Raw genomic sequence first — 18,166 nt, forward strand, 5'->3', positions numbered from 1 at the left:
CTCGCCGCGTGCACGCAGCCTGACAGTAGACTTGAAGGCAATGAGCACCCTGGATCCGGCCGTGTCGGCCATGTATGAGGCTTCGAACAACGAAGTGAAGGGCGCCGCGGATGCGGCGTCCGTGTCCGAAGCGGCTGAGGCCCCACAACCCGGCGCTGAAACCACCGAAAACGTGGTGGATGTTTCCACGGAAACATCCGAACAGCGCCGCCTGCGGTTCGAGCGCGACGCCATGCAGTACGTTGACCAGCTGTACTCCGCCGCGATGCGGATGGCCCGGAATCCGTCGGATGCCGAAGACCTTGTCCAGGAGGCCTATACCAAGGCGTTCTCAGCGTTCCACCAGTACAAGCCGGGCACCAACCTGAAGGCATGGCTGTACCGCATCCTGACGAACACCTACATCAACCTCTACCGCAAGCGGCAGCGTGAGCCCCTCCAGTCCAACTCGGACACCATCGAGGACTGGCAGCTTGCGCGGGCAGAATCGCACACCTCCAGTGGACTCCGCTCTGCTGAGGCTGAGGCGCTGGACCACCTTCCGGATTCGGACGTCAAGCGTGCGCTCCAGGACATCCCGGAAGAATTCCGCCTTGCGGTCTACTTCGCTGATGTCGAGGGGTTCGCGTACAAGGAAATTTCAGACATCATGAACACGCCTATCGGCACCGTGATGTCCCGGCTCCACCGCGGCCGGAAAATGTTGCGGGACATGCTCGCGGAGTACGCCGCCGAGCGGGGATTCAAAACGGCCGCGGATTCACAGGACACGGCTGCAAGCACACAACAGGAGAACAGGAAATGAGCGACTGCCAGGGATTGGGCGACTGCGACGACACCCGGATGCAACGCATCTACGAGTACCTCGACGGAGCGCTGACCCGCGAGGACATTACGGAGATCAAGAACCATCTTGACGACTGTCCGGAATGCACGGAGCAGTACGACCTTGAATGCGTCATCCGCAACATGGTCAAGCGCTCCTGCACCGAAGCAGCTCCGGAAAACCTGAAGAACGCCATCCTGGACCGCATCCACGCCATCAAGCCGGTGGACGCCTAAGTCCAGGCGCTGCCAGAATCCAGCCGCCGCAATTGCCACTGGACAGCAAAGACCCCGGAAGCCGAATGGCTTCCGGGGTCTTTGCTTGAACCGTAGTCCCTGGCATTTGCCTAGGTGTTGGGGCGCTTCCCGTGGTTCGCGCCGCCACGCTTACGGTCACGACGCTTGCGTGCACGCTTGCTCATAGCTGGCCTCCTTACTGTTGGTACTCAAAAGAGCTGCCCTCAAGTCTCGCACATCATCAGACCGCCCGCGAACCGGGAACCGCCGCATGACCTGCGCTCGGACGCATCCACGCCGCCGGGCTCAGGAGTGCAGGGAGTTCCGGATAGCGATGCGGGCCTGCTCCAGCACCGTCCTCATGGTTTCCAGGGTGACAGGACTCAGAGGCTGGGTGCGGGCCGCCAGCCTGAGTTCGGTGCGGACATCGTCGCGAAACTCCTGGAGCATCATTTCCGCTTCCTTAAGGGACCGCTGGCCCACCACGGGGCCCCGTCCGCCCGGAAGCCGGAAGTCCGCCGCCAGCGTAGTGGCACGGGCAGCTTCCGCCGTTGCGGCCAGGTCGGCACGGAGGCCGCGCATGTTGCTGCGAATGTCCTCCCGCAGGTCATCGGCCAGCCGGCGGACCGAGGCTGAAATGTCGTTTTCCACCCCGGCCAGCTCGTCGCGCCGCCGGTCCAGTTCGGCCAGGCCCGCGGCGGTGATGCGGTAGTTGGTGCGCCGGCCGGCTGATTCCGTGGCCACCAGGCCCTCCTCCTCGAGCTTTCCGAGGCGGGGGTAGATGGTGCCGGCGCTGGGGGAGTAGGTGCCGCCAAAACGGTCCTTGAGGGCCTTGATGAGCTCATAGCCGTGCTTGGGGCCTGATTCAAGCAGCGCCAGGAGGTACAGGCGCAAAGCACCGTGCGCGAATACCGGCGGCATCAGTTCGCCGCTTCCGCATTTCCGGGTGTGGGGCTGTGGAAGATCGATGTCTTGCCGGAGACGGAGTTCGTCCGGACCAGCATGAGCTGCCCGTCAGGACCTGCAATGGTCTCCACCTTTCCGCCCACCTGCGCATAGTGCTGGTCGTCGATGACCACGGCCCCGCTGGCAGACTTGGCCACGATGTCCACGCCCACATTGTGCGGCAGCCGGACGGTGAGGTCGCCGGAAACCGAGTTGGAGCCAAAGTCGTGCGTGAAGTCCTGCAGGTCGAAGCTCAGGTGCCCGCTGACGGTGTTTGCCCGGACATGGGTGAAGCGGCCGGAGGCCGTCACCTCCCCGGAGACGCTCTTGGCGGTCAGGACGCCGGCGTGGTTCCGGGCAGCAACCTCCCCGCTGACGGTGTTGACATGCAATTCTCCGCCTGTGCCGTTCGCCATGACGGAGCCGGAGACAGTATTCAGCCGGGTATTGCCGGTAACCCCGGAGACCAGGCCGTCGCCACTGACGATTCCAGCTTCGACGTCAACGTTCTCCGGTACGGCGATGCTGATCACGGCCGAGTTTTCGCTGTTGTGGCTCACGGCTCCCATGAGGTTCTTGAACCAGCCCTGGGCACCGTGAAGCTGGTGCCGGACTTCCAGCCTGCCGTTGCTGATGGAAACCGCCACGGGGTCTCCGTGGACCTCGGTGATCTCAATGCGGGCAACGGGTTCCTGGTGGGTCACGACGTCGAACCGCCCGCGGACCATGCCCAGCTTCAACGACGTCACGCCGTCGACGTCGATGGTTTGCGGGCTGGTGACAGTCCAGTTCTGCTCAGACATGGCCCCTCCAAAAGGCGATATATCGTGTGTAGGCTTCCAACGGTACCGCTGCCGGAAGGGGTGGTCAAGATATATCGCGAGTGATTTAGGCGGGTGCGTCCAGTTTGAGCCACTGGAACCAGCCGCGGTGCAGCACCAGCCACGCCATGAGCCCGTACCCGGCCTGGCCGGGAGTCCCACCGTTTGCCGCGAGGTCCTGGCGCCACTGCTCGTGGTTGAGGAGCGGCGAGAACGTGTCGACGTACAGGTGCTTTCGGCGGGTGGTGACATCCGCGAAGGCGGTGTTCAATTCATCCAGCCGGCGGTTCTGCGCCGGATCCAAAGTGGGCGGCGGCCCCACGACGAAAACCTCGATCCGGTTCTGCGACGCCGAGTCCAGGATGTTTGCCAGGTTGAGCCGGCTCCGTGCAGTGGACAGGCCGAATTCGATGTCCCGGCCGGAGAGCCCGATCACCAGGCGGTTTTCCGCCTGCGGGCTGAACCGCCGCCCCGCTTCTTCCAGCCAGCGCGCGGCCAGACCCTCCGTCCCTTCCTGTGGACAGGGGAGGGCATAACTTTCCATCAGCATGCCGTCCTGGGGAGTGCGGGCAAGGACGCGGCCCAGCCAGCCGAGCGCCCGGGGATCTCCCAGTCCGGCGAGCAGTTCATCTCCTACAGCCGCAATACGCAGCTTCCTGTCTTCCACACGATCCTCTTTACTTCGGTCCTGACTGGCCGCTGCCACCGTGGCGCCGCGGATGCGGGATAACGGGGCGGCGCTGTCCATCCATTAAACAGAACTGCCCGGCCGGAGTCTGGTATTTCGACGTCCGGCCGGGCAGCCTTACTGCTTACTTCCGTGCAAATGCCTGCTTCAGCAGAACATCCTGCTCCGCGGCGTGCCGCTTCATGGAACCGGCAGCCGTAGAGGCTGACGCAGGACGCGACACCAGGCGCACCCGGCGGTCAAGGGCGTCCGGCAGGTTCAGGCCGATGAACGGCCACGGTCCCTGGTTGGCAGGCTCGTCCTGGGCCCAGACAACCTCGGCGTTCGGGTACTTGGCAAGTTCCGCGGCAATCTCGGCGTGCGGCAGCGGGTAAAGCTGCTCCACGCGGACGATCGCGGTGGTCTTGTCGCCGGTCTTCTGCCGGGTGGACAGAAGATCATAGTACAGTCGGCCGGAGACCAGCAGGACGCGTTCGACGGCGTCTGCCGCCAGCTGCTCATGCTCCGGGATGACCGGGCGGAACGTGCCGGTGGTGAAGTCCTCGACCGATGATGCAGCGGCCTTCAGGCGGAGGAGCTGCTTCGGCGTGAAGATGATCAGCGGCTTCCGCGGACGGCTGTACGCCTGGCGGCGCAGGAGGTGGAAGTGCGAAGCAGCCGTGGTGGGGTTCGCCACGATCATGTTCTCTTCAGCACACAGCTGCAGGAAGCGCTCGATCCTGGCCGAGGAGTGGTCCGGGCCCTGGCCTTCGTAGCCGTGCGGAAGCATCAGCACCAGGGAGGAACGCTGGCCCCACTTCTGCTCGGCCGACGAGATGAACTCGTCGATGATGGTCTGGGCGCCGTTGACGAAGTCACCGAACTGGGCTTCCCAAAGGACCAGCGCGTCCGGCCGTTCCACCGAGTAGCCGTATTCGAAGCCCATGGCCGCGTATTCGGACAGCAGCGAATCGTAGATCCATAGTTTGGCCTGGTCATCGGAAAGGTTGCCCAGGGGCAGCCATTCCTTGCCGTTGGCGCGGTCGTGGAACACGGCATGGCGCTGCACGAAGGTACCGCGGCGTGAGTCCTGGCCGGCAAGGCGTACGGGAACGCCTTCCATGATGAGTGAGCCAAAGGCCGCGATCTCGCCGAAGCCCCAGTCGATGCCGCCTTCGCGGGACATCTGCTCACGCTTCTCGAGCAGCTGCTTCAGCTTGGCGTGGACCGTGAAGCCCTCGGGGATCTCCACGTGCGCCTTGCCGATCCGGGCCAGCGTCTCCGCCGAGATGGCCGTGGAGGCCGGGGCGCTGATGCTGGAGTCGGACTGCTGGGCGATGGGCCGCTCGATGTCCGACACTGCAGCGGAGTCTGCGGTGACGATCGGGATCGGGGACGTCTGCGCTGCGTGGGTCTCGGCGAAGACGCGTTCCAGCCGCTCCTGGTAGTCGCGGAGCAGCTGCTCTGCTTCTTCCTCGGTGATGTCGCCGCGTCCGATCAGGGATTCGGTGTACAGCTTGCGGACGGAGCGCTTGGCTTCGATGAGGTTGTACATCAGCGGCTGGGTCATCGAGGGGTCGTCGCCCTCGTTGTGGCCCCGGCGGCGGTAGCAGACCATGTCGATGACAACGTCCTTGTGGAAACGCTGGCGGAACTCGTAGGCGAGCTGGCCGATGCGGACCACAGCCTCGGGATCGTCACCGTTCACGTGGAAGACCGGTGCCTGGATCATCTTGGCGACATCCGTGGAGTACGTGGAGGAACGCGAAGAGGACGGGGCGGTGGTGAAGCCCACCTGGTTGTTGACCACGATGTGGATGGTTCCACCGGTGCGGTAGCCGCGCAGCTGGGACAGGTTGAGTGTCTCAGCGACAACACCCTGGCCGGCGAAGGCGGCGTCGCCGTGGACCACGATGGGCAGGACGGGGAACGATTCACCCTGGTCCAGGCGGTCCTGCTTGGCGCGGACGATGCCTTCGAGCACGGGGTCAACGGCCTCCAGGTGGGAGGGGTTGGCGGCCAGGTAGACCTTGGTTTCCTTGCCGTTGTCCGACGTGAAGGTGCCCTCAGTACCCAGGTGGTACTTGACGTCGCCGGAACCCTGGACGGAGCGGGGGTCCTGGGTGCCTTCGAACTCGCGGAACACCTGTGCGTAGGTCTTGCCGGCGATGTTCGTGAGCACGTTGAGGCGGCCACGGTGGGCCATGCCGATGGCGACTTCGTCGAGGCCGTCGTCGGCGGCGTCGGACATGATCGCGTCAAGCAGCGGAATCAGCGACTCGCCACCCTCCAGGGAGAAGCGCTTCTGGCCCACGAACTTGGTCTGCAGGAACGTTTCGAAGGCTTCCGCGGCGTTCAGCTTGGAAACGATCCGGAGCTGCTCTTCACGGCTCGGCTTGGAGTACGGGTGCTCCAGCTGGTCCTGGAACCACTTGCGCTCGGCAGGCTCCTGGATGTGCATGTATTCGATGCCGGTGGTGCGGCAGTAGGCGTCACGCAGGACACCCAGGATGTCGCGGAACTTCAGCTGCGGCTTGCCGCCGAAGCCACCGGTGGGCCATTCACGGTCCAGGTCCCACAGGGTGAGCCCATAGGTCAGGACGTCCAGGTCAGGGTGCTTGCGCTGAACGTATTCGAGGGGATCGGTGTCCGCCATCAGGTGTCCGCGGACGCGGTAGGAGTGGATCAGCTGCTGGATCCGGGCCACCTTGTTGATTTCGTCGGCCGGGTCCACCTGCTTGTCGGCGCTCCACCGGACAGGCTCGTACGGGATCCGGAGGGCTTCGAAGATCTCGTCGTAGAAGTTCTGCGCCCCGAGCAGGAGCTGGTGGACGAGCTTCAGGAACTCGCCGCTGCCGGCACCCTGGATGACGCGGTGGTCGTACGTCGACGTGAGCGTGAGGACCTTGCTGATGGCATTCTGGGCGATGATCTTCTCGCTGGCGCCCTGGAATTCAGCGGGGTAGTCAAGGGCGCCGACGCCGATGATGGCGGCCTGGCCCTTGGAGAGGCGGGGTACCGAGTGGACGGTGCCGATGCCGCCCGGGTTGGTCAGTGAAACAGTGGTGCCCTGGTGGTCCTCTGCGGTGAGCTTGCCGTTGCGGGCACGCTTGATGAGGTCCTCGTAGGTGTGCCAGAACTCGGCAAAGTTAAGGGTTTCGGCCTTCTTGATGTTCGGAACCATCAGCAGGCGGGTCCCGTCGGGCTTGGGCATGTCGATGGCGATGCCGAAGTTGACGTGGGCGGGCTGGACAGCCGAAGGCTTGCCGTCCACCTCGTCGTAGTACACGTTCATGGAGGGGAACTGCGACAGGGCACGGATCACGGCGTAGCCGATGAGGTGCGTGAAGGAGACCTTCCCGCCGCGGGCACGGGCAAGGTTGGAGTTGATGACAACGCGGTTGTCGATCAGCAGCTTGGCAGGAATGGCCCGGACGCTGGTGGCGGTGGGCACCTCGAGGCTGGTGACCATGTTCGTGGCAATGGCCTTGGCCGGTCCGCGGAGGACGGAGACGACGTCTTCCTCGGGAGCGGTGGGGGCCTTGACGTTCTTGGGCAGCTGCGCGGGGATCGGCTGGGATCCGGTAGCGCCCTCGGTCTTCTTGCCGCCGTCGCGGGCTACGGTGGCGGGAGCCTTCTTCACCGGTGCCGGGGCGGGCGCGGCAGCGGCCGGCGGAGCCGGGGGAGCGGCCGGAGCTGCGGCCGGCGACGGTGCCGGTGCTGCAGGAGCCGCGTTCACGATGGGCATCTGCCGGGTGGGAGGGTTGGCCGTGGCCTGTCCCGAATTTCCGTTGGAAGAAGAACTGCTGCCCGAGTCGAACGATTCAAACAGCGGCCACCACTTGGCATCCACAGCGTTCTTGTCCTGCTGGTACTGCTCGTACAGTTCGTCAACGAGCCACTCGTTTCCGCCAAATTCCTCTGGTAGACGGTGGCTTGGCTGCTCTGGCACTTGAAATACGCCTCTTCCATGAGTTTGATTTCTCTCCGGCCCCACGGTGCTTCAGCACTACGTTCGAACCAGTCTCTGCGTCCTCTGAACCCAGACGTTTGCAAGTCTAGTGAGCATGTCGTCTTAACTGCCAATAAGGGTGACCCAAATCATGAAGTGACGCGCCAAGGGCTGAATATGGCGGCCGGACGCGTCTCAACGGGCGGTTTGTGGGTAAGGGAATCCGCCGCTCGAACCCGTCCTTCGCCCGCCCGGGACAGGGCACCTGCTCCTGTAGACTGAAATTCTTATGGACAGTAAATCTAGGTGCCGGCCTGGGGGCTGTCAGCGGAGCACGAAGAATAGCGCCGCACAGTCCACCCGCAGAGCCGGCAAACCCCGAACACGCGCCCATCACCCACCAGCGGCCAAGCCGGCCGCAGCCCGCAAGGAAAGAGCGTCGGTTTCTGCCGACCATCCTCCGCCGGGCAGATATTCCAGCATCCGCCATCCGCGTAAGGCCGTTGCACAGCTCGACGCCCTCCAGGCGGGATGCTGAATGGAATGGCTACTCCTTGCAGCAGGCCTGCTGCTCATCGCCGGTACAGGTTTCTTTGTTGCCGTTGAGTTCTCCCTCATCGCCCTCGACCAGCCCACCGTCCAGCGCGCAGTGGACGACGGCGACACCGGCGCCGTTGCCCTGCTCACCTGCCTCAAGTCCCTGTCAACGCAGCTCTCCAGCTGCCAGCTGGGCATTACCCTCACCACCCTGCTCACGGGCTACGTCATGGAGCCCTCGGTGGGCCGGCTCCTCGAAGCCCCGCTGGCCGCCGTCGGACTCCCCGACGTGGCCGTGGCGTCCATCTCGCTGGTCCTGGCCATGGTGATTGCCACCCTGCTCTCGATGCTCCTGGGCGAGCTGGTTCCCAAGAACATGGCCATCGCCTTGTCCTTCCCCGTGGGTAAGGCCCTGGCGCGGCCCCAGCTGATCTTCACTGCCATCTTCAAGCCGGCGATTGTGGTGCTCAACGGCTTCTCCAACAAAGTGCTCAACGTTTTCGGCTTGGAGGCCAAAGAAGAGATCTCCGGGGCACGCACCCCGGCAGAGCTTGCTTCGCTGGTCCGCCGCTCGGCGGCGATGGGAACGCTCGACGCCGGCACGGCCAACTTCATTGCGCGCACCTTGAACTTTTCCACCAGGACGGCAGCGGACGTTATGACGCCCCGCATCCGCGTGGAAACGATCGACGCGGACCAGCCTGTTTCTGACATCGTGGCTGCCGCACGCAGGACGGGGTACTCACGGTTCCCCGTCATCGGTGACTCCGCGGACGATATCCGCGGCCTGGTCCACGTCAAGAAGGCCGTGGCGGTTCCGTCCGAGCGCCGGCAAAACCTGGAAGCCGGCGCCATCATGACGGAGGTGCTCCGGGTCCCCGAGACCATCCACCTTGACGCCCTGCTCGCCGAGCTCCGCGAGGGGAACCTGCAGCTCGCCGTCGTCCTGGACGAGTACGGCGGAACCGCCGGCATCGCAACCCTGGAGGACCTGGTGGAGGAGATCGTCGGGGAAGTGGCGGATGAACACGACAAGGTCCGCCCGGGTCTGCTGCAAAGCGCGTCCGGCGACTGGTACTTCCCGGGACTGCTCCGTCCGGACGAACTGTCCGAACAGATTCCGGGGCTGACCGTCCCTGACGAAGCAGCCTACGAAACCGTGGGCGGCTATGTCATGAGCAAGCTCGGCCGGATCGCGGCGGTGGGGGACACCGTACCGGTTGGCGGCGGAACCCTCAGCGTCACCAGAATGGACGGCCGCCGGATCGACCGGATCTGCTTCCGGCCGGCCGGTCCGGAAGCCGGGACCATGGACACCAGCGACAGGACTGAACGATGAGCGACTGGGCCGGAATCCTCTGGCTGGGCGTCCTGCTCCTGGGAAATGCCTTCTTCGTGGCAGCTGAATTCGCTGTCATGTCCGCGAGGCGCAGCCAGATCGAGCCCCTCGCGGAGAGCGGCTCCAAACGCGCGCAAACCACCCTCAAGGCCATGGAAAACGTGTCGCTCATGCTGGCGTGTGCACAGCTCGGCATCACAGTCTGTTCGCTGCTGATCCTGTTGGTGGCAGAACCTGCCATCCACCACCTGCTGGCCTACCCGCTGGAAATGGTGGGACTGCCCATGGAGGTGGCCGACGTGGCAGCCTTCGCCGTGGCACTGATGCTGGTGACATTCCTGCACGTGACCTTCGGCGAGATGGTGCCGAAGAACATCTCGGTGTCCGTCGCGGACAAGGCGGCCTTGTTCCTGGCGCCGCCGCTCATGTTCATCGCCCGGCTGGTGCACCCGGTGATTTCCGTCCTCAACTGGTCGGCAAACCACATCCTCAAGCTGCTGCGAATCGAGCCCAAGGACGAGGTGAACTCCTCGTTCACCCTTGAGGAGGTGCAGTCCATCGTCCAGGAGTCCACCCGCCACGGCCTGGTGGACGACGACGCCGGGCTGATTAACGGTGCCCTGGAATTTTCGGAGCACACCGCCGCCGACATCATGGTGCCGCTCGGGAACCTGGTCATGCTGAAGGCTGCGACCACTCCCGTGGAGTTTGAAAAGGCCGTCAGCCGGACCGGCTTCTCCCGGTTCCCCATGCTTGATGATGAGGACATGCTTTACGGTTACCTGCACGTGAAGGACGTCCTGTCCATCCCGGAGCAGGCGTATGGGCTTCCCATCGCCGAAAGCCGCATCCGGTCGCTGGCGAACCTTGCCCTGGATGACGAGATCGAAAAGGCGATGTATGTCATGCAGCGGACAGGTTCGCACCTTGCCCGGGTCATCGGTCCTGACGGCAATACGCAGGGAGTGCTGTTCCTGGAGGACGTCATCGAACAGCTCGTGGGCGAGATCCGGGACGCCACCCAGGCCACGGGGATCCGGCGCCTGGGGCAACCCAACGGAGGATGACGCTGGTGCCCTTCCCGGCCGACCGGGAAGGGCACCTCTCCATTGCCCGGACCTAAATAGGAATGATTCCCATTTAGGTATAAACTGAACTGGTTGTTTTCCCTCCCCAGTGAACTGAGGTTTTTCGTGCGTCGTTCTGCCGCTGCCCGTTCGTCCGTTGCCGCCCTCGCCGGGCTTGGCCTGCTGCTGACTGCCTGCAGCCCCCAGGCCGAGCCGCCGTCGGACGCTGCCGAGGGAATCAACGTTGTGGCGTCCACCAACGTTTACGGGGATATCGCCAAGACCATCGGCGGGGACAAGGTCAGCGTCACCGCCATCATCAACAAGACGAGCCAGGATCCGCATTCCTACGAGGCGACCGCCCAGGACCGGCTTGCAGTGTCCAAGGCTGACCTCGTCATCGAAAACGGCGGCGGATACGACGACTTCATCCACACCCTGGCGGAGGACAGCAACCTCGACGCCGGCAAGGTGCTGAACGCCGTCGAACTGTCCGGCCTGGCGCACCCGGAAGGGGCAGAAGCCTCAGCCGAAGCAACCGCCACGGAGTCCGGACCGGCAGGCGGGGAAGCCCACGACCACGGCGAACTCAACGAACACGTGTGGTACAGCCTTCACGCCATGGAGCAGCTCGCCGGTGACATCGCAGCCAAGCTCGCGGAGCTCGATCCCGCGTCGGCACAGACGTTCGAGACCAATGCGGCCACCTTCACATCCACGCTGGAAGAACTGCATGGAAAGCTCGACTCGCTGAAGGGCAGCGCCGCCGGCGCCACGGTGGCTGTTACGGAACCCGTTCCGCTGTACCTGCTGGAGGATGCAGGTCTGGTGAACGCCACCCCCGAGGACTACACCGCTGCGATCGAGGAAGACTCCGACGTGCCCCCGGCCGTGCTCAAGGCGGCAACGGATCTGGTGGCATCGAAGTCGGTCCGTTTCCTGGCCTACAACGAGCAAACCGAAGGTCCGCAGACGGAGTCGTTGAAGGAAGCGGCCGAAACGGCCGGCGTTCCGGTGGTGGATTTCAATGAAACGTTGCCCGAAGACAAGACGTACCTCCAGTGGATGACGGACAATGTGGACAACATCAGCAAAGTTCTGGAGAGCAAATAGTTGAAACCTGTCGTCAGCCTCACCGGTGCGTCCCTGAAATTCGGTAAGCGGGCGCTCTGGGAGGACCTGGACCTGGACATCAAGCCCGGCGAATTCTTCGCCGTGCTTGGCCCCAACGGGAGCGGAAAAACAAGCTTCCTGAAAGTCCTGCTCGGATTACAGGACCTGCACCACGGCCGGGCTGCGCTTGGCGGCCGCACTGTTGAACGCGGCAGCAGCCTGATCGGCTACATCCCCCAGCAGAAGTCGTTTGCCCCCGATACTCCGATGCGCGCAAGGGACCTGGTGGGACTCGGCGTCGACGGCCACCGGTGGGGACTGCGGCTGTCATCGGCCAAGGCTAACCGCAGGATCGACGAACTCCTTGACCTGGTGGGTGCCACGGACTACGCAAGGGTTCCGGTAGGACAGCTCTCCGGCGGCGAGCAGCAGCGGCTTCGCGTTGCCCAGGCCCTTGCCACCGATCCCCAGGTCCTGCTGTGCGACGAACCGCTGCTGTCCCTTGACCTGCACCACCAGCAGGCCGTCAGCGCACTGATCAACAAGCAGTGCCACGAGCGGAACAGCGCAGTGGTGTTCGTGACCCATGAGATCAACCCGATCATCGACTACGTCGACCGGGTACTTTACCTGGCGGGGGGCCGCTTCAAGGTGGGAACTCCCGACGAAGTGATGACCACGGAGGTGCTGTCCGACCTCTATGGCAGCCATGTTGAGGTCATTCACGCCAACGGCCGCATTGTGGTGGTCGGGCTTCCTGACGCCACCACCCACCACCACGCAGAGACCCATGCGCTGGCAGGGGAGGCAGCCTGATGGACGCAGACAGCATCCTTGGGGCCATCTTCAATTTCGAGAACTATGGCGAGCTGCTGGTCCTCGTCCAGAACTCCATCTGGGCAGGCGCCGTCCTTGGCCTCCTCGGCGGCCTCGTAGGCACGTTCGTGATGAAGCGGGACCTGGCTTTTGCCGTTCACGGTATTTCCGAGCTCTCCTTTGCCGGCGCGGCCTTTGCGCTCCTGATCGGTGCGGACATCGTCTTCGGGTCCCTCATCGGGTCCGTCGCCGCGGCGCTGTTGCTGGGCCTCATGGGCGTCAGGGCAAGGGACAAGAATTCGATCATCGGTGTCATCATGCCGTTCGGCCTGGGGCTGGGGATCCTGTTCCTCTCCCTGTACGAGGGCCGTGCGGCCAACAAATTCGGACTGCTCACCGGCCAGATTGTTTCCGTCGACACGGTCCAGCTGCAGGCACTCGCCGGGACAGCGGTGGTGGTGATGGTGGCCCTGATCGCCATCTGGCGGCCGCTGAACTTTGCCAGCGTGGACCCTGAACTCGCCGAAGCCCGGGGCGTTCCGGTGCGGACGCTGGCCATCGTTTTTATGGTCCTGCTGGGCATCAGCGTTGCCCTCTCCATCCAGGTAGTGGGAGCACTCCTGGTGCTGGCCCTGCTCATCACCCCGGCCGCAGCGGCCCTGCGGGTTACGTCCTCGCCGGTGGCAGTGGTGGTGCTGAGCGTGGTCTTCGCCGTGACGGCAACGGTCGGCGGAATCCTGCTGGCCCTCGGCGGCCGGATCCCCATCAGCCCCTACGTCACCACGCTCTCATTCCTGATCTACGTGGTGTGCCGCGTTGTGGGCTCGGTCCGTGCCGGCAGGGGCATCAACGGACGGGTCCTGCAGCCCCGGTAAGCGCACCGGGGCCCGGTTGCTACAGCTTGCCCGCAGCCCTCAGGGCCGTGCAGTCGGGGCACAGGCCGAAGATTTCCACGGTGTGGGCGACTTCCGTGTAGCCGTGTTCCGCGGCGGTGCGTGCCGCCCAGGTTTCCACAGCAGGGGCCTCGACCTCCACCGCTTTCCCGCAGTTCCTGCACAGCAGATGGTGGTGGTGGCCGGTGACGGCGCACCGCCGGTACACGGCTTCGCCTTCGCCGTTGCGCAGGACGTCCACGAGCCCTTCGTCGGCAAGGGACTGAAGGATCCGGTAGGCGGTGGCGAGCGAAACCGAGACGCCCTGGTTCTGCAGGATCCGGTACAGCTCCTGCGTGCTGACGAAGTCGTCGAGCTCATCCAGCGCCGCACTGACGGCCCGGCGCTGTTTGGTGACGCGCTGTTCCTTGCCGCCACCCGTAACGGGGGAGGGCGTAGTGGAATCAGCCTTGGCGCCGAGCGGCATGGACGAACTCGCTTCCGTGGGGATGGTGGCAAAGATACAGATTACCAGCCGCAGCCTCGTGGACACCGTTCGCCGCCTAACCCTAGGCTGGCGCTATGAAGCTGACGAAATACACCCATGCCTGCGTGCGGCTCGAGAAGGACAACCGTGTATTGGTGGTGGATCCCGGCAATTTCTCCGAAACAGCCGAGGCCCTTAACGGTGCGGACGCCGTGCTGGTCACCCACGAACACGCCGACCACATCGACGTCGGACCGGTCGTTGAGGCTCTTCGCAGCAACGCGGGCCTGGCCATTTTCGCGCCGGAAGGAGTAGCGGACACGTTGCGCACCAAAGCTCCGGAGGCCGTCGCCCGCGTCAATGCCGTGCAGCCGGGTACAGCTTTCGAAGCAGCGGGCTTCGCGATCCGAAGCTTCGGCGGCCAGCATGCGCTGATCCATCCGCAGATTCCGGTTGTAGCCAACATCGGCTACCTCATTGACGAGAACGTCTACCACCCGGGCGACTCGTTCGTCATTCCGGACGGCATCAGCGTCAAGACCCTGCTGGTTCCGCTGCATGCGCCCTGGAGCAAATCCGCGGAAGTGGTGGATTTCGTCGTCGGAGTGCGGGCCCCGCGGGCATTCCAGATCCATGACGGGCTGCTCAATGAAAACGGCCTGAAGATCGTGGAAGGACACGTGGCACGGATCGGCGCCAAGTACGGCACCGAGTACACGCATCTGGCTGCCAGGGAGTCCGTGGAGATTTAGATGGCCGTGGGGTCCCACTGCCCTGTATCGAAAAACGTCCTGATGACCGCTCCATACGGCTCGGGGTCCAGGCCGTGGGATGACAGCCACTCCTGGTTGTAGTAGTTGCCCGCGTAGCGCTCACCGCCGTCGCACATCAGCGAAACGATGCTGCCCCGCCTGCCTTCGGCGACCATTTCGGCGACGACCTGCCAGACGCCCCACAAATTGGTGCCGGTGGACGGTCCTGCATGGAGGCCGGCCAGGACCCGCAGGTGGCGCATGGCTGCCACCGATGCCGCATCGGGAACCTGGACCATGCGGTCGATCACGGAGGGCACGAAGCTGGGCTCCATCCGCGGCCGCCCGATGCCCTCGATGCGGGACGGCAGGCCGGCCGGAGGATTGGCCGTCCCACCCAGCCAGCCCGGATAGAACGCCGAATTCTCCGGATCCACCACCAGCAGCCGGGTGGGATGGCTGTGGTAGCGGAGGTAGCGGCCGATGGTTGCGCTGGTTCCACCCGTCCCCGCACCCACCACGACCCAGTCGGGAACCGGATGCTCCTCGAGCTGGAGCTGCCCGAAAATGGACTCGGCGATGTTGTTGTTGCCGCGCCAGTCCGTGGCCCGTTCCGCATACGTGAACTGGTCCATGTAATGGCCGTTGCAGGCAGCGGCCACCTCTTCTGCAGCTGCATAGACGTCGGAGGCATGCTCCACCAGCAGGCACGAGCCACCGAACTGTTCGATCAGGGCGATCTTCTCCTGGCTCGTGGTCCGCGCCATGACCGCGATGAACGGAAGCCCCAGCAGCTGGGCGAAGTAGGCCTCGGAGACCGCGGTGCTGCCGCTGGAAGCCTCCACGATAGTGGTGTCCGCCCTGATCCAGCCGTTCACCAGGCCGAAGAGAAATAGGGAGCGCGCCAGCCGGTGCTTGAGGCTGCCTGAGCGGTGGGTCGATTCATCCTTGAGGTAGAGCTGGACTCCCCAGTGTTCCGGCAGGGGCACGGAGTAGAGGTGTGTGTCGGCCGAGCGGTTGTTTTCTGCCCTGATCCTGCGGATGGCCTGGTCAGCCCAGTCCCGGTCCGACAACCCGCGGCCCTCCCAGTCTGAGCCTTCGCTGTTGCCGCCCTGCTTGTTGCCGCTGGTCCCGTTCATCACCGATCCAGCCTACCTGCGGACGGACGGCGACCAGCCTAGAGTGGGATCCGTTGGTTCCACCACCTCCAAAGGAGTGCACATGAACCCCTTGATCGATGTTGCCGGGCTGCAGGCGCGTCTCGCTGATGACCGCGGGCGCACCGTGCTCTTGGATGTCCGCTGGGCGCTGGGTGACCCGCACGGGCACAAGCACTACCTCGCCGGACACCTGCCTGGCGCAGTCTTCGTGGACCTCGCCGCTGAACTGGCGGCACCCGCGGTTCCGGAGCGGGGGCGGCACCCGTTGCCGGCAACGGACGACTTCCAGGCGGCAGCGAGGCGCTGGGGGATCAACGACGGAGACGTGGTGGTGGCCTACGATGACACAGCCAACATGGCCGCCGCCAGGGTGTGGTGGATGCTGCGGAACGCCGGGTTCGCCGACGTCTACCTTCTTGACGGCGGCCTCGCCGCCTGGCGTGCGGCGGACCTGCCGGTTGAAGCCGGCCCGGTGCAGCCGGAGCCCGGGAACGTCACCTTGGCGGACGGGAACATGCCAGTGCTCGACGCCGCTGCTGCCGCCACCTGGGCGGGCAGCGGACTTTTGCTCGACGCACGCGCGGGGGAGAGGTACCGCGGCGAGATCGAGCCCGTTGACCCGCGGGCAGGCCACATCCCCGGAGCGGTGAGCGCGCCGACGTCGGACAACGTGGATGGGAACGGACGCTTCCTGCCCGCGGCAGAACTGCGGCGCAGGTTTGAATCGGTGGGTGTGCGTGACGGCATCCCGGTTGCTGTTTACTGCGGGTCCGGCGTGACGGCGGCGCACGAGGTGGCGGCGCTGGAAGTCGCCGGCATCCGGGCTGCCCTCTATCCAGGCTCCTTCTCGGAATGGTCCAACAATGCCGAATTGCCCGTAGCCACCGGCCCGGAACCCGGCGGCGGGCACCGGTCGGGTGGAAAGTTTGTCGGCGGCAAGGGTAGCGTCGCACTATGACCCCAGGACGTCCCGTACCGCCGCCCCTCGCCAAACCCATAACGCCCGCTTCCGACGCCGGAGTCCTTGCCGCCGCGTATGGCGCAGTATCCAGTGACAGCGGTTTGGTCCCGTTGACCGTCGCCCGGCGCGCACCGAAGCCGGACGACGTCGAAATCACCATTGAATTCTGCGGTCTGTGCCACTCCGACGTGCATGCAGTGAGGGGCGAGTGGGGAGGCCAGACCTATCCGCTGGTGCCCGGCCACGAGATCGTCGGTACCGTCAGCCGGATCGGCGCAGGTGTCACCGATTTCTCAGTGGGCGAGCGGGTCGGCGTGGGCTGCATCGTGGACTCCTGCCGGGAATGCGACAGCTGCCTGGACGGCCTGGAGCAGTACTGCGAAAAGGGGATGACCGGAACCTACGGCGCGACAGACCGGCGGAACGCTGACGCCACCACCCAGGGCGGCTACTCGTCGTCCATCGTGGTGGACCGCCGCTACGTGGTGCGCGTCCCTGAATCACTCGACCCGGCCGCCGTCGCGCCTTTGCTCTGCGCCGGGGTCACCACCTTCTCCCCGCTGCGGCACTTCGATGTGGAAGAGGGAGACGTTGTAGGCGTGGTGGGCCTCGGCGGACTCGGCCACATGGCGGTCAAGCTCGCCAAAGCCATGGGTGCCAAGGTGGTGGTTTTTACGACGTCAGAGTCCAAGGTGCCCGCTGCGCTTGAGCTCGGGGCCGACGAAGTGGTCCTGTCCCGGGACGAAGACGCCATGGCTGCGGCGGACCGCACCATCGACCTGATCATCGATACCGTTGCCGCCCCGCATGACCTGAACCCGCTGTTCCGCACCCTCCGGGTGGACGGCGCCCTTTTCCAGCTGGGACTTCCCTCTGAGGCCATGCCTCCCGTCAATCCCCGGGCCCTCATCCGGCGCAGGATCGCCTATGCAGGCTCCTTGATCGGCGGGATCGCCGAGACCCAGGAGATGCTGGACTTCTGCGCCGAGCATGGCGTTGTGGCCGACATCGAAGTGGTCTCCGCCCGTGGGCTCAATGACGCCTACGACCGCATGGTCGCAGGGGACGTGAAATACCGGTTCGTGCTGGATACCAGCACCTTGCAGGCACCCGCCAAGGAGGCAGACGCATGAGTACGCTTTTTACCAGGATCCTCAACGGGGAGATTCCCGGCCGGTTCGTCTGGCGCGAACCGGACGTGTCCGCATTCCTCACCACCGGCCCGCTTGCCGACGGGCACACCCTGGTGGTCCCCACCGAGGAAGTGGACCGCTGGACTGATGCGTCCCCGGAGACCCTCGCCAGGGTCATGGAGGTCGCCCGCCGGATCGGCGCGGTGCAGGTGGATGTTTTCGACGCTGCACGGGCGGGCCTTATTGTGGCCGGCTACGAGATCAACCACCTCCACGTGCACGTATGGCCGTCCAGGAGCATGGCGGAGTTCAACTTCGCCACGGCTGACCAGAACCCGGATCCGGCTGTCCTCGACGCGAATGCCGAAAAACTCCGCGAGGGCCTTCGGGCGGCAGGCTACGGCGAGTTCGTCCCGACCGCCTAGCCCCAGGATGTCCCGGCGCTGACCGGGACATCCTCCTGTCCTGTGCTGTCCCGTGCT

The 18,166-nt window shown here is 64.8% G+C and carries 18 protein-coding genes; 11 read left to right on the top strand and 7 right to left on the bottom strand.

What is annotated here, in order from left to right:
- Positions 1–40: 40 nt before the first annotated feature.
- Together AC5RWA_RS14640 and rsrA are read left to right on the top strand one after the other, a co-directional pair.
- A complete protein-coding gene (locus AC5RWA_RS14640) occupies positions 41–805 on the top strand; it encodes a sigma-70 family RNA polymerase sigma factor (protein WP_254865576.1) in 765 nt (254 codons plus the stop codon).
- Positions 802–1,062, top strand: coding sequence for a mycothiol system anti-sigma-R factor (rsrA, locus tag AC5RWA_RS14645; RefSeq protein ID WP_079597637.1), 261 nt, complete (start codon positions 802–804; stop codon positions 1,060–1,062). Before AC5RWA_RS14640 ends, rsrA begins: the two co-directional genes overlap by 4 nt.
- Positions 1,063–1,172: 110 nt before the next feature.
- On the opposite strand, the gene AC5RWA_RS14650 is transcribed toward rsrA, so the two are convergent.
- The 5 genes from AC5RWA_RS14650 to AC5RWA_RS14670 all read right to left on the bottom strand — a co-directional run bounded on the left by AC5RWA_RS14650 (position 1,173) and on the right by AC5RWA_RS14670 (position 7,447).
- Positions 1,173–1,247, bottom strand: a complete 75-nt coding sequence (locus AC5RWA_RS14650) for a 50S ribosomal protein bL37 (RefSeq protein WP_369299106.1) — start codon at positions 1,245–1,247, stop codon at positions 1,173–1,175.
- A gap of 121 nt (positions 1,248–1,368) precedes the next feature.
- Positions 1,369–1,983, bottom strand: a complete 615-nt coding sequence (locus AC5RWA_RS14655; protein WP_079597638.1) for a PadR family transcriptional regulator — start codon at positions 1,981–1,983, stop codon at positions 1,369–1,371.
- Positions 1,983–2,810, bottom strand: a complete 828-nt coding sequence (locus AC5RWA_RS14660; RefSeq protein ID WP_494058117.1) for a DUF4097 family beta strand repeat-containing protein — start codon at positions 2,808–2,810, stop codon at positions 1,983–1,985. Before AC5RWA_RS14660 ends, AC5RWA_RS14655 begins: the two co-directional genes overlap by 1 nt.
- Positions 2,811–2,895: 85 nt before the next feature.
- The gene (locus AC5RWA_RS14665; RefSeq protein WP_176156864.1) at positions 2,896–3,495 is read right to left on the bottom strand and encodes a GDSL-type esterase/lipase family protein; all 600 of its coding nucleotides are present in this window, start codon (positions 3,493–3,495) and stop codon (positions 2,896–2,898) included.
- Positions 3,496–3,640: 145 nt separating this feature from the next.
- Positions 3,641–7,447 (bottom strand): multifunctional oxoglutarate decarboxylase/oxoglutarate dehydrogenase thiamine pyrophosphate-binding subunit/dihydrolipoyllysine-residue succinyltransferase subunit, encoded by a 3,807-nt coding sequence (locus AC5RWA_RS14670; RefSeq protein ID WP_079597641.1) that lies wholly within the window; start codon positions 7,445–7,447, stop codon positions 3,641–3,643.
- A 538-nt stretch (positions 7,448–7,985) separates the two neighbouring features.
- On the opposite strand from AC5RWA_RS14670, the gene AC5RWA_RS14675 reads away from it, so the two are divergent.
- From AC5RWA_RS14675 to AC5RWA_RS14695, 5 genes are all read left to right on the top strand, one after another.
- Positions 7,986–9,323: a hemolysin family protein gene (locus tag AC5RWA_RS14675; RefSeq protein ID WP_494058118.1), complete on the top strand. Its 1,338-nt coding sequence runs from the start codon at positions 7,986–7,988 to the stop codon at positions 9,321–9,323.
- Complete coding sequence (locus tag AC5RWA_RS14680; protein ID WP_079597643.1) at positions 9,320–10,390, top strand: hemolysin family protein; 1,071 nt, start codon at positions 9,320–9,322, stop codon at positions 10,388–10,390. The genes AC5RWA_RS14675 and AC5RWA_RS14680 overlap by 4 nt, the downstream gene beginning before the upstream one ends.
- Before the next feature lie 126 nt (positions 10,391–10,516).
- Positions 10,517–11,503: a metal ABC transporter solute-binding protein, Zn/Mn family gene (locus AC5RWA_RS14685; RefSeq protein WP_494058119.1), complete on the top strand. Its 987-nt coding sequence runs from the start codon at positions 10,517–10,519 to the stop codon at positions 11,501–11,503.
- Positions 11,504–12,319, top strand: a complete 816-nt coding sequence (locus AC5RWA_RS14690) for a metal ABC transporter ATP-binding protein (RefSeq protein ID WP_494058120.1) — start codon at positions 11,504–11,506, stop codon at positions 12,317–12,319.
- The gene (locus AC5RWA_RS14695) at positions 12,319–13,194 is read left to right on the top strand and encodes a metal ABC transporter permease (protein ID WP_079597645.1); all 876 of its coding nucleotides are present in this window, start codon (positions 12,319–12,321) and stop codon (positions 13,192–13,194) included. Before AC5RWA_RS14690 ends, AC5RWA_RS14695 begins: the two co-directional genes overlap by 1 nt.
- 19 nt (positions 13,195–13,213) lie before the next feature.
- On the opposite strand, the gene AC5RWA_RS14700 is transcribed toward AC5RWA_RS14695, so the two are convergent.
- Complete coding sequence (locus tag AC5RWA_RS14700; protein ID WP_079597646.1) at positions 13,214–13,678, bottom strand: Fur family transcriptional regulator; 465 nt, start codon at positions 13,676–13,678, stop codon at positions 13,214–13,216.
- A 95-nt stretch (positions 13,679–13,773) separates the two neighbouring features.
- On the opposite strand from AC5RWA_RS14700, the gene AC5RWA_RS14705 reads away from it, so the two are divergent.
- On the top strand, positions 13,774–14,430 hold the full coding sequence (locus AC5RWA_RS14705) for an MBL fold metallo-hydrolase (protein WP_494058121.1): 657 nt from the start codon (positions 13,774–13,776) through the stop codon (positions 14,428–14,430).
- On the opposite strand, the gene AC5RWA_RS14710 is transcribed toward AC5RWA_RS14705, so the two are convergent.
- Positions 14,427–15,572, bottom strand: coding sequence for a PLP-dependent cysteine synthase family protein (locus tag AC5RWA_RS14710; protein ID WP_494058122.1), 1,146 nt, complete (start codon positions 15,570–15,572; stop codon positions 14,427–14,429). The genes AC5RWA_RS14705 and AC5RWA_RS14710 overlap by 4 nt on opposite strands.
- A 79-nt stretch (positions 15,573–15,651) precedes the next feature.
- Here AC5RWA_RS14710 and AC5RWA_RS14715 point away from each other — a divergent pair, with 79 nt between their 5' ends.
- The 3 genes from AC5RWA_RS14715 to AC5RWA_RS14725 are packed head-to-tail and all read left to right on the top strand — an operon-like array spanning position 15,652 to position 18,109.
- A complete protein-coding gene (locus AC5RWA_RS14715) occupies positions 15,652–16,548 on the top strand; it encodes a sulfurtransferase (protein WP_494058123.1) in 897 nt (298 codons plus the stop codon).
- Positions 16,545–17,684, top strand: a complete 1,140-nt coding sequence (locus AC5RWA_RS14720) for an NAD(P)-dependent alcohol dehydrogenase (protein WP_494058124.1) — start codon at positions 16,545–16,547, stop codon at positions 17,682–17,684. The genes AC5RWA_RS14715 and AC5RWA_RS14720 overlap by 4 nt, the downstream gene beginning before the upstream one ends.
- Entirely contained in the window at positions 17,681–18,109 is a 429-nt protein-coding gene (locus AC5RWA_RS14725) for an HIT family protein (RefSeq protein ID WP_115525051.1), read from the top strand. The genes AC5RWA_RS14720 and AC5RWA_RS14725 overlap by 4 nt, the downstream gene beginning before the upstream one ends.
- Positions 18,110–18,166: the final 57 nt, after the last annotated feature.

The organism is Arthrobacter sp. 210 2 (genome assembly GCF_059093025.1).

What these genes read in the sequence shown, in the direction of transcription:
- AC5RWA_RS14640 (WP_254865576.1), top strand. Translation starts at nt 41, where the DNA reads ATGAGCACCCTGGATCCGGCCGTGTCGGCCATGTATGAGGCTTCGAAC.
- rsrA (WP_079597637.1), top strand. Translation starts at nt 802, where the DNA reads ATGAGCGACTGCCAGGGATTGGGCGACTGCGACGACACCCGGATGCAA.
- AC5RWA_RS14655 (WP_079597638.1), bottom strand. Translation starts at nt 1,983, where the DNA reads ATGCCGCCGGTATTCGCGCACGGTGCTTTGCGCCTGTACCTCCTGGCG.
- AC5RWA_RS14660 (WP_494058117.1), bottom strand. Translation starts at nt 2,810, where the DNA reads ATGTCTGAGCAGAACTGGACTGTCACCAGCCCGCAAACCATCGACGTC.
- AC5RWA_RS14675 (WP_494058118.1), top strand. Translation starts at nt 7,986, where the DNA reads ATGGAATGGCTACTCCTTGCAGCAGGCCTGCTGCTCATCGCCGGTACA.
- AC5RWA_RS14680 (WP_079597643.1), top strand. Translation starts at nt 9,320, where the DNA reads ATGAGCGACTGGGCCGGAATCCTCTGGCTGGGCGTCCTGCTCCTGGGA.
- AC5RWA_RS14695 (WP_079597645.1), top strand. Translation starts at nt 12,319, where the DNA reads ATGGACGCAGACAGCATCCTTGGGGCCATCTTCAATTTCGAGAACTAT.
- AC5RWA_RS14700 (WP_079597646.1), bottom strand. Translation starts at nt 13,678, where the DNA reads ATGCCGCTCGGCGCCAAGGCTGATTCCACTACGCCCTCCCCCGTTACG.
- AC5RWA_RS14705 (WP_494058121.1), top strand. Translation starts at nt 13,774, where the DNA reads ATGAAGCTGACGAAATACACCCATGCCTGCGTGCGGCTCGAGAAGGAC.
- AC5RWA_RS14715 (WP_494058123.1), top strand. Translation starts at nt 15,652, where the DNA reads ATGAACCCCTTGATCGATGTTGCCGGGCTGCAGGCGCGTCTCGCTGAT.
- AC5RWA_RS14720 (WP_494058124.1), top strand. Translation starts at nt 16,545, where the DNA reads ATGACCCCAGGACGTCCCGTACCGCCGCCCCTCGCCAAACCCATAACG.
- AC5RWA_RS14725 (WP_115525051.1), top strand. Translation starts at nt 17,681, where the DNA reads ATGAGTACGCTTTTTACCAGGATCCTCAACGGGGAGATTCCCGGCCGG.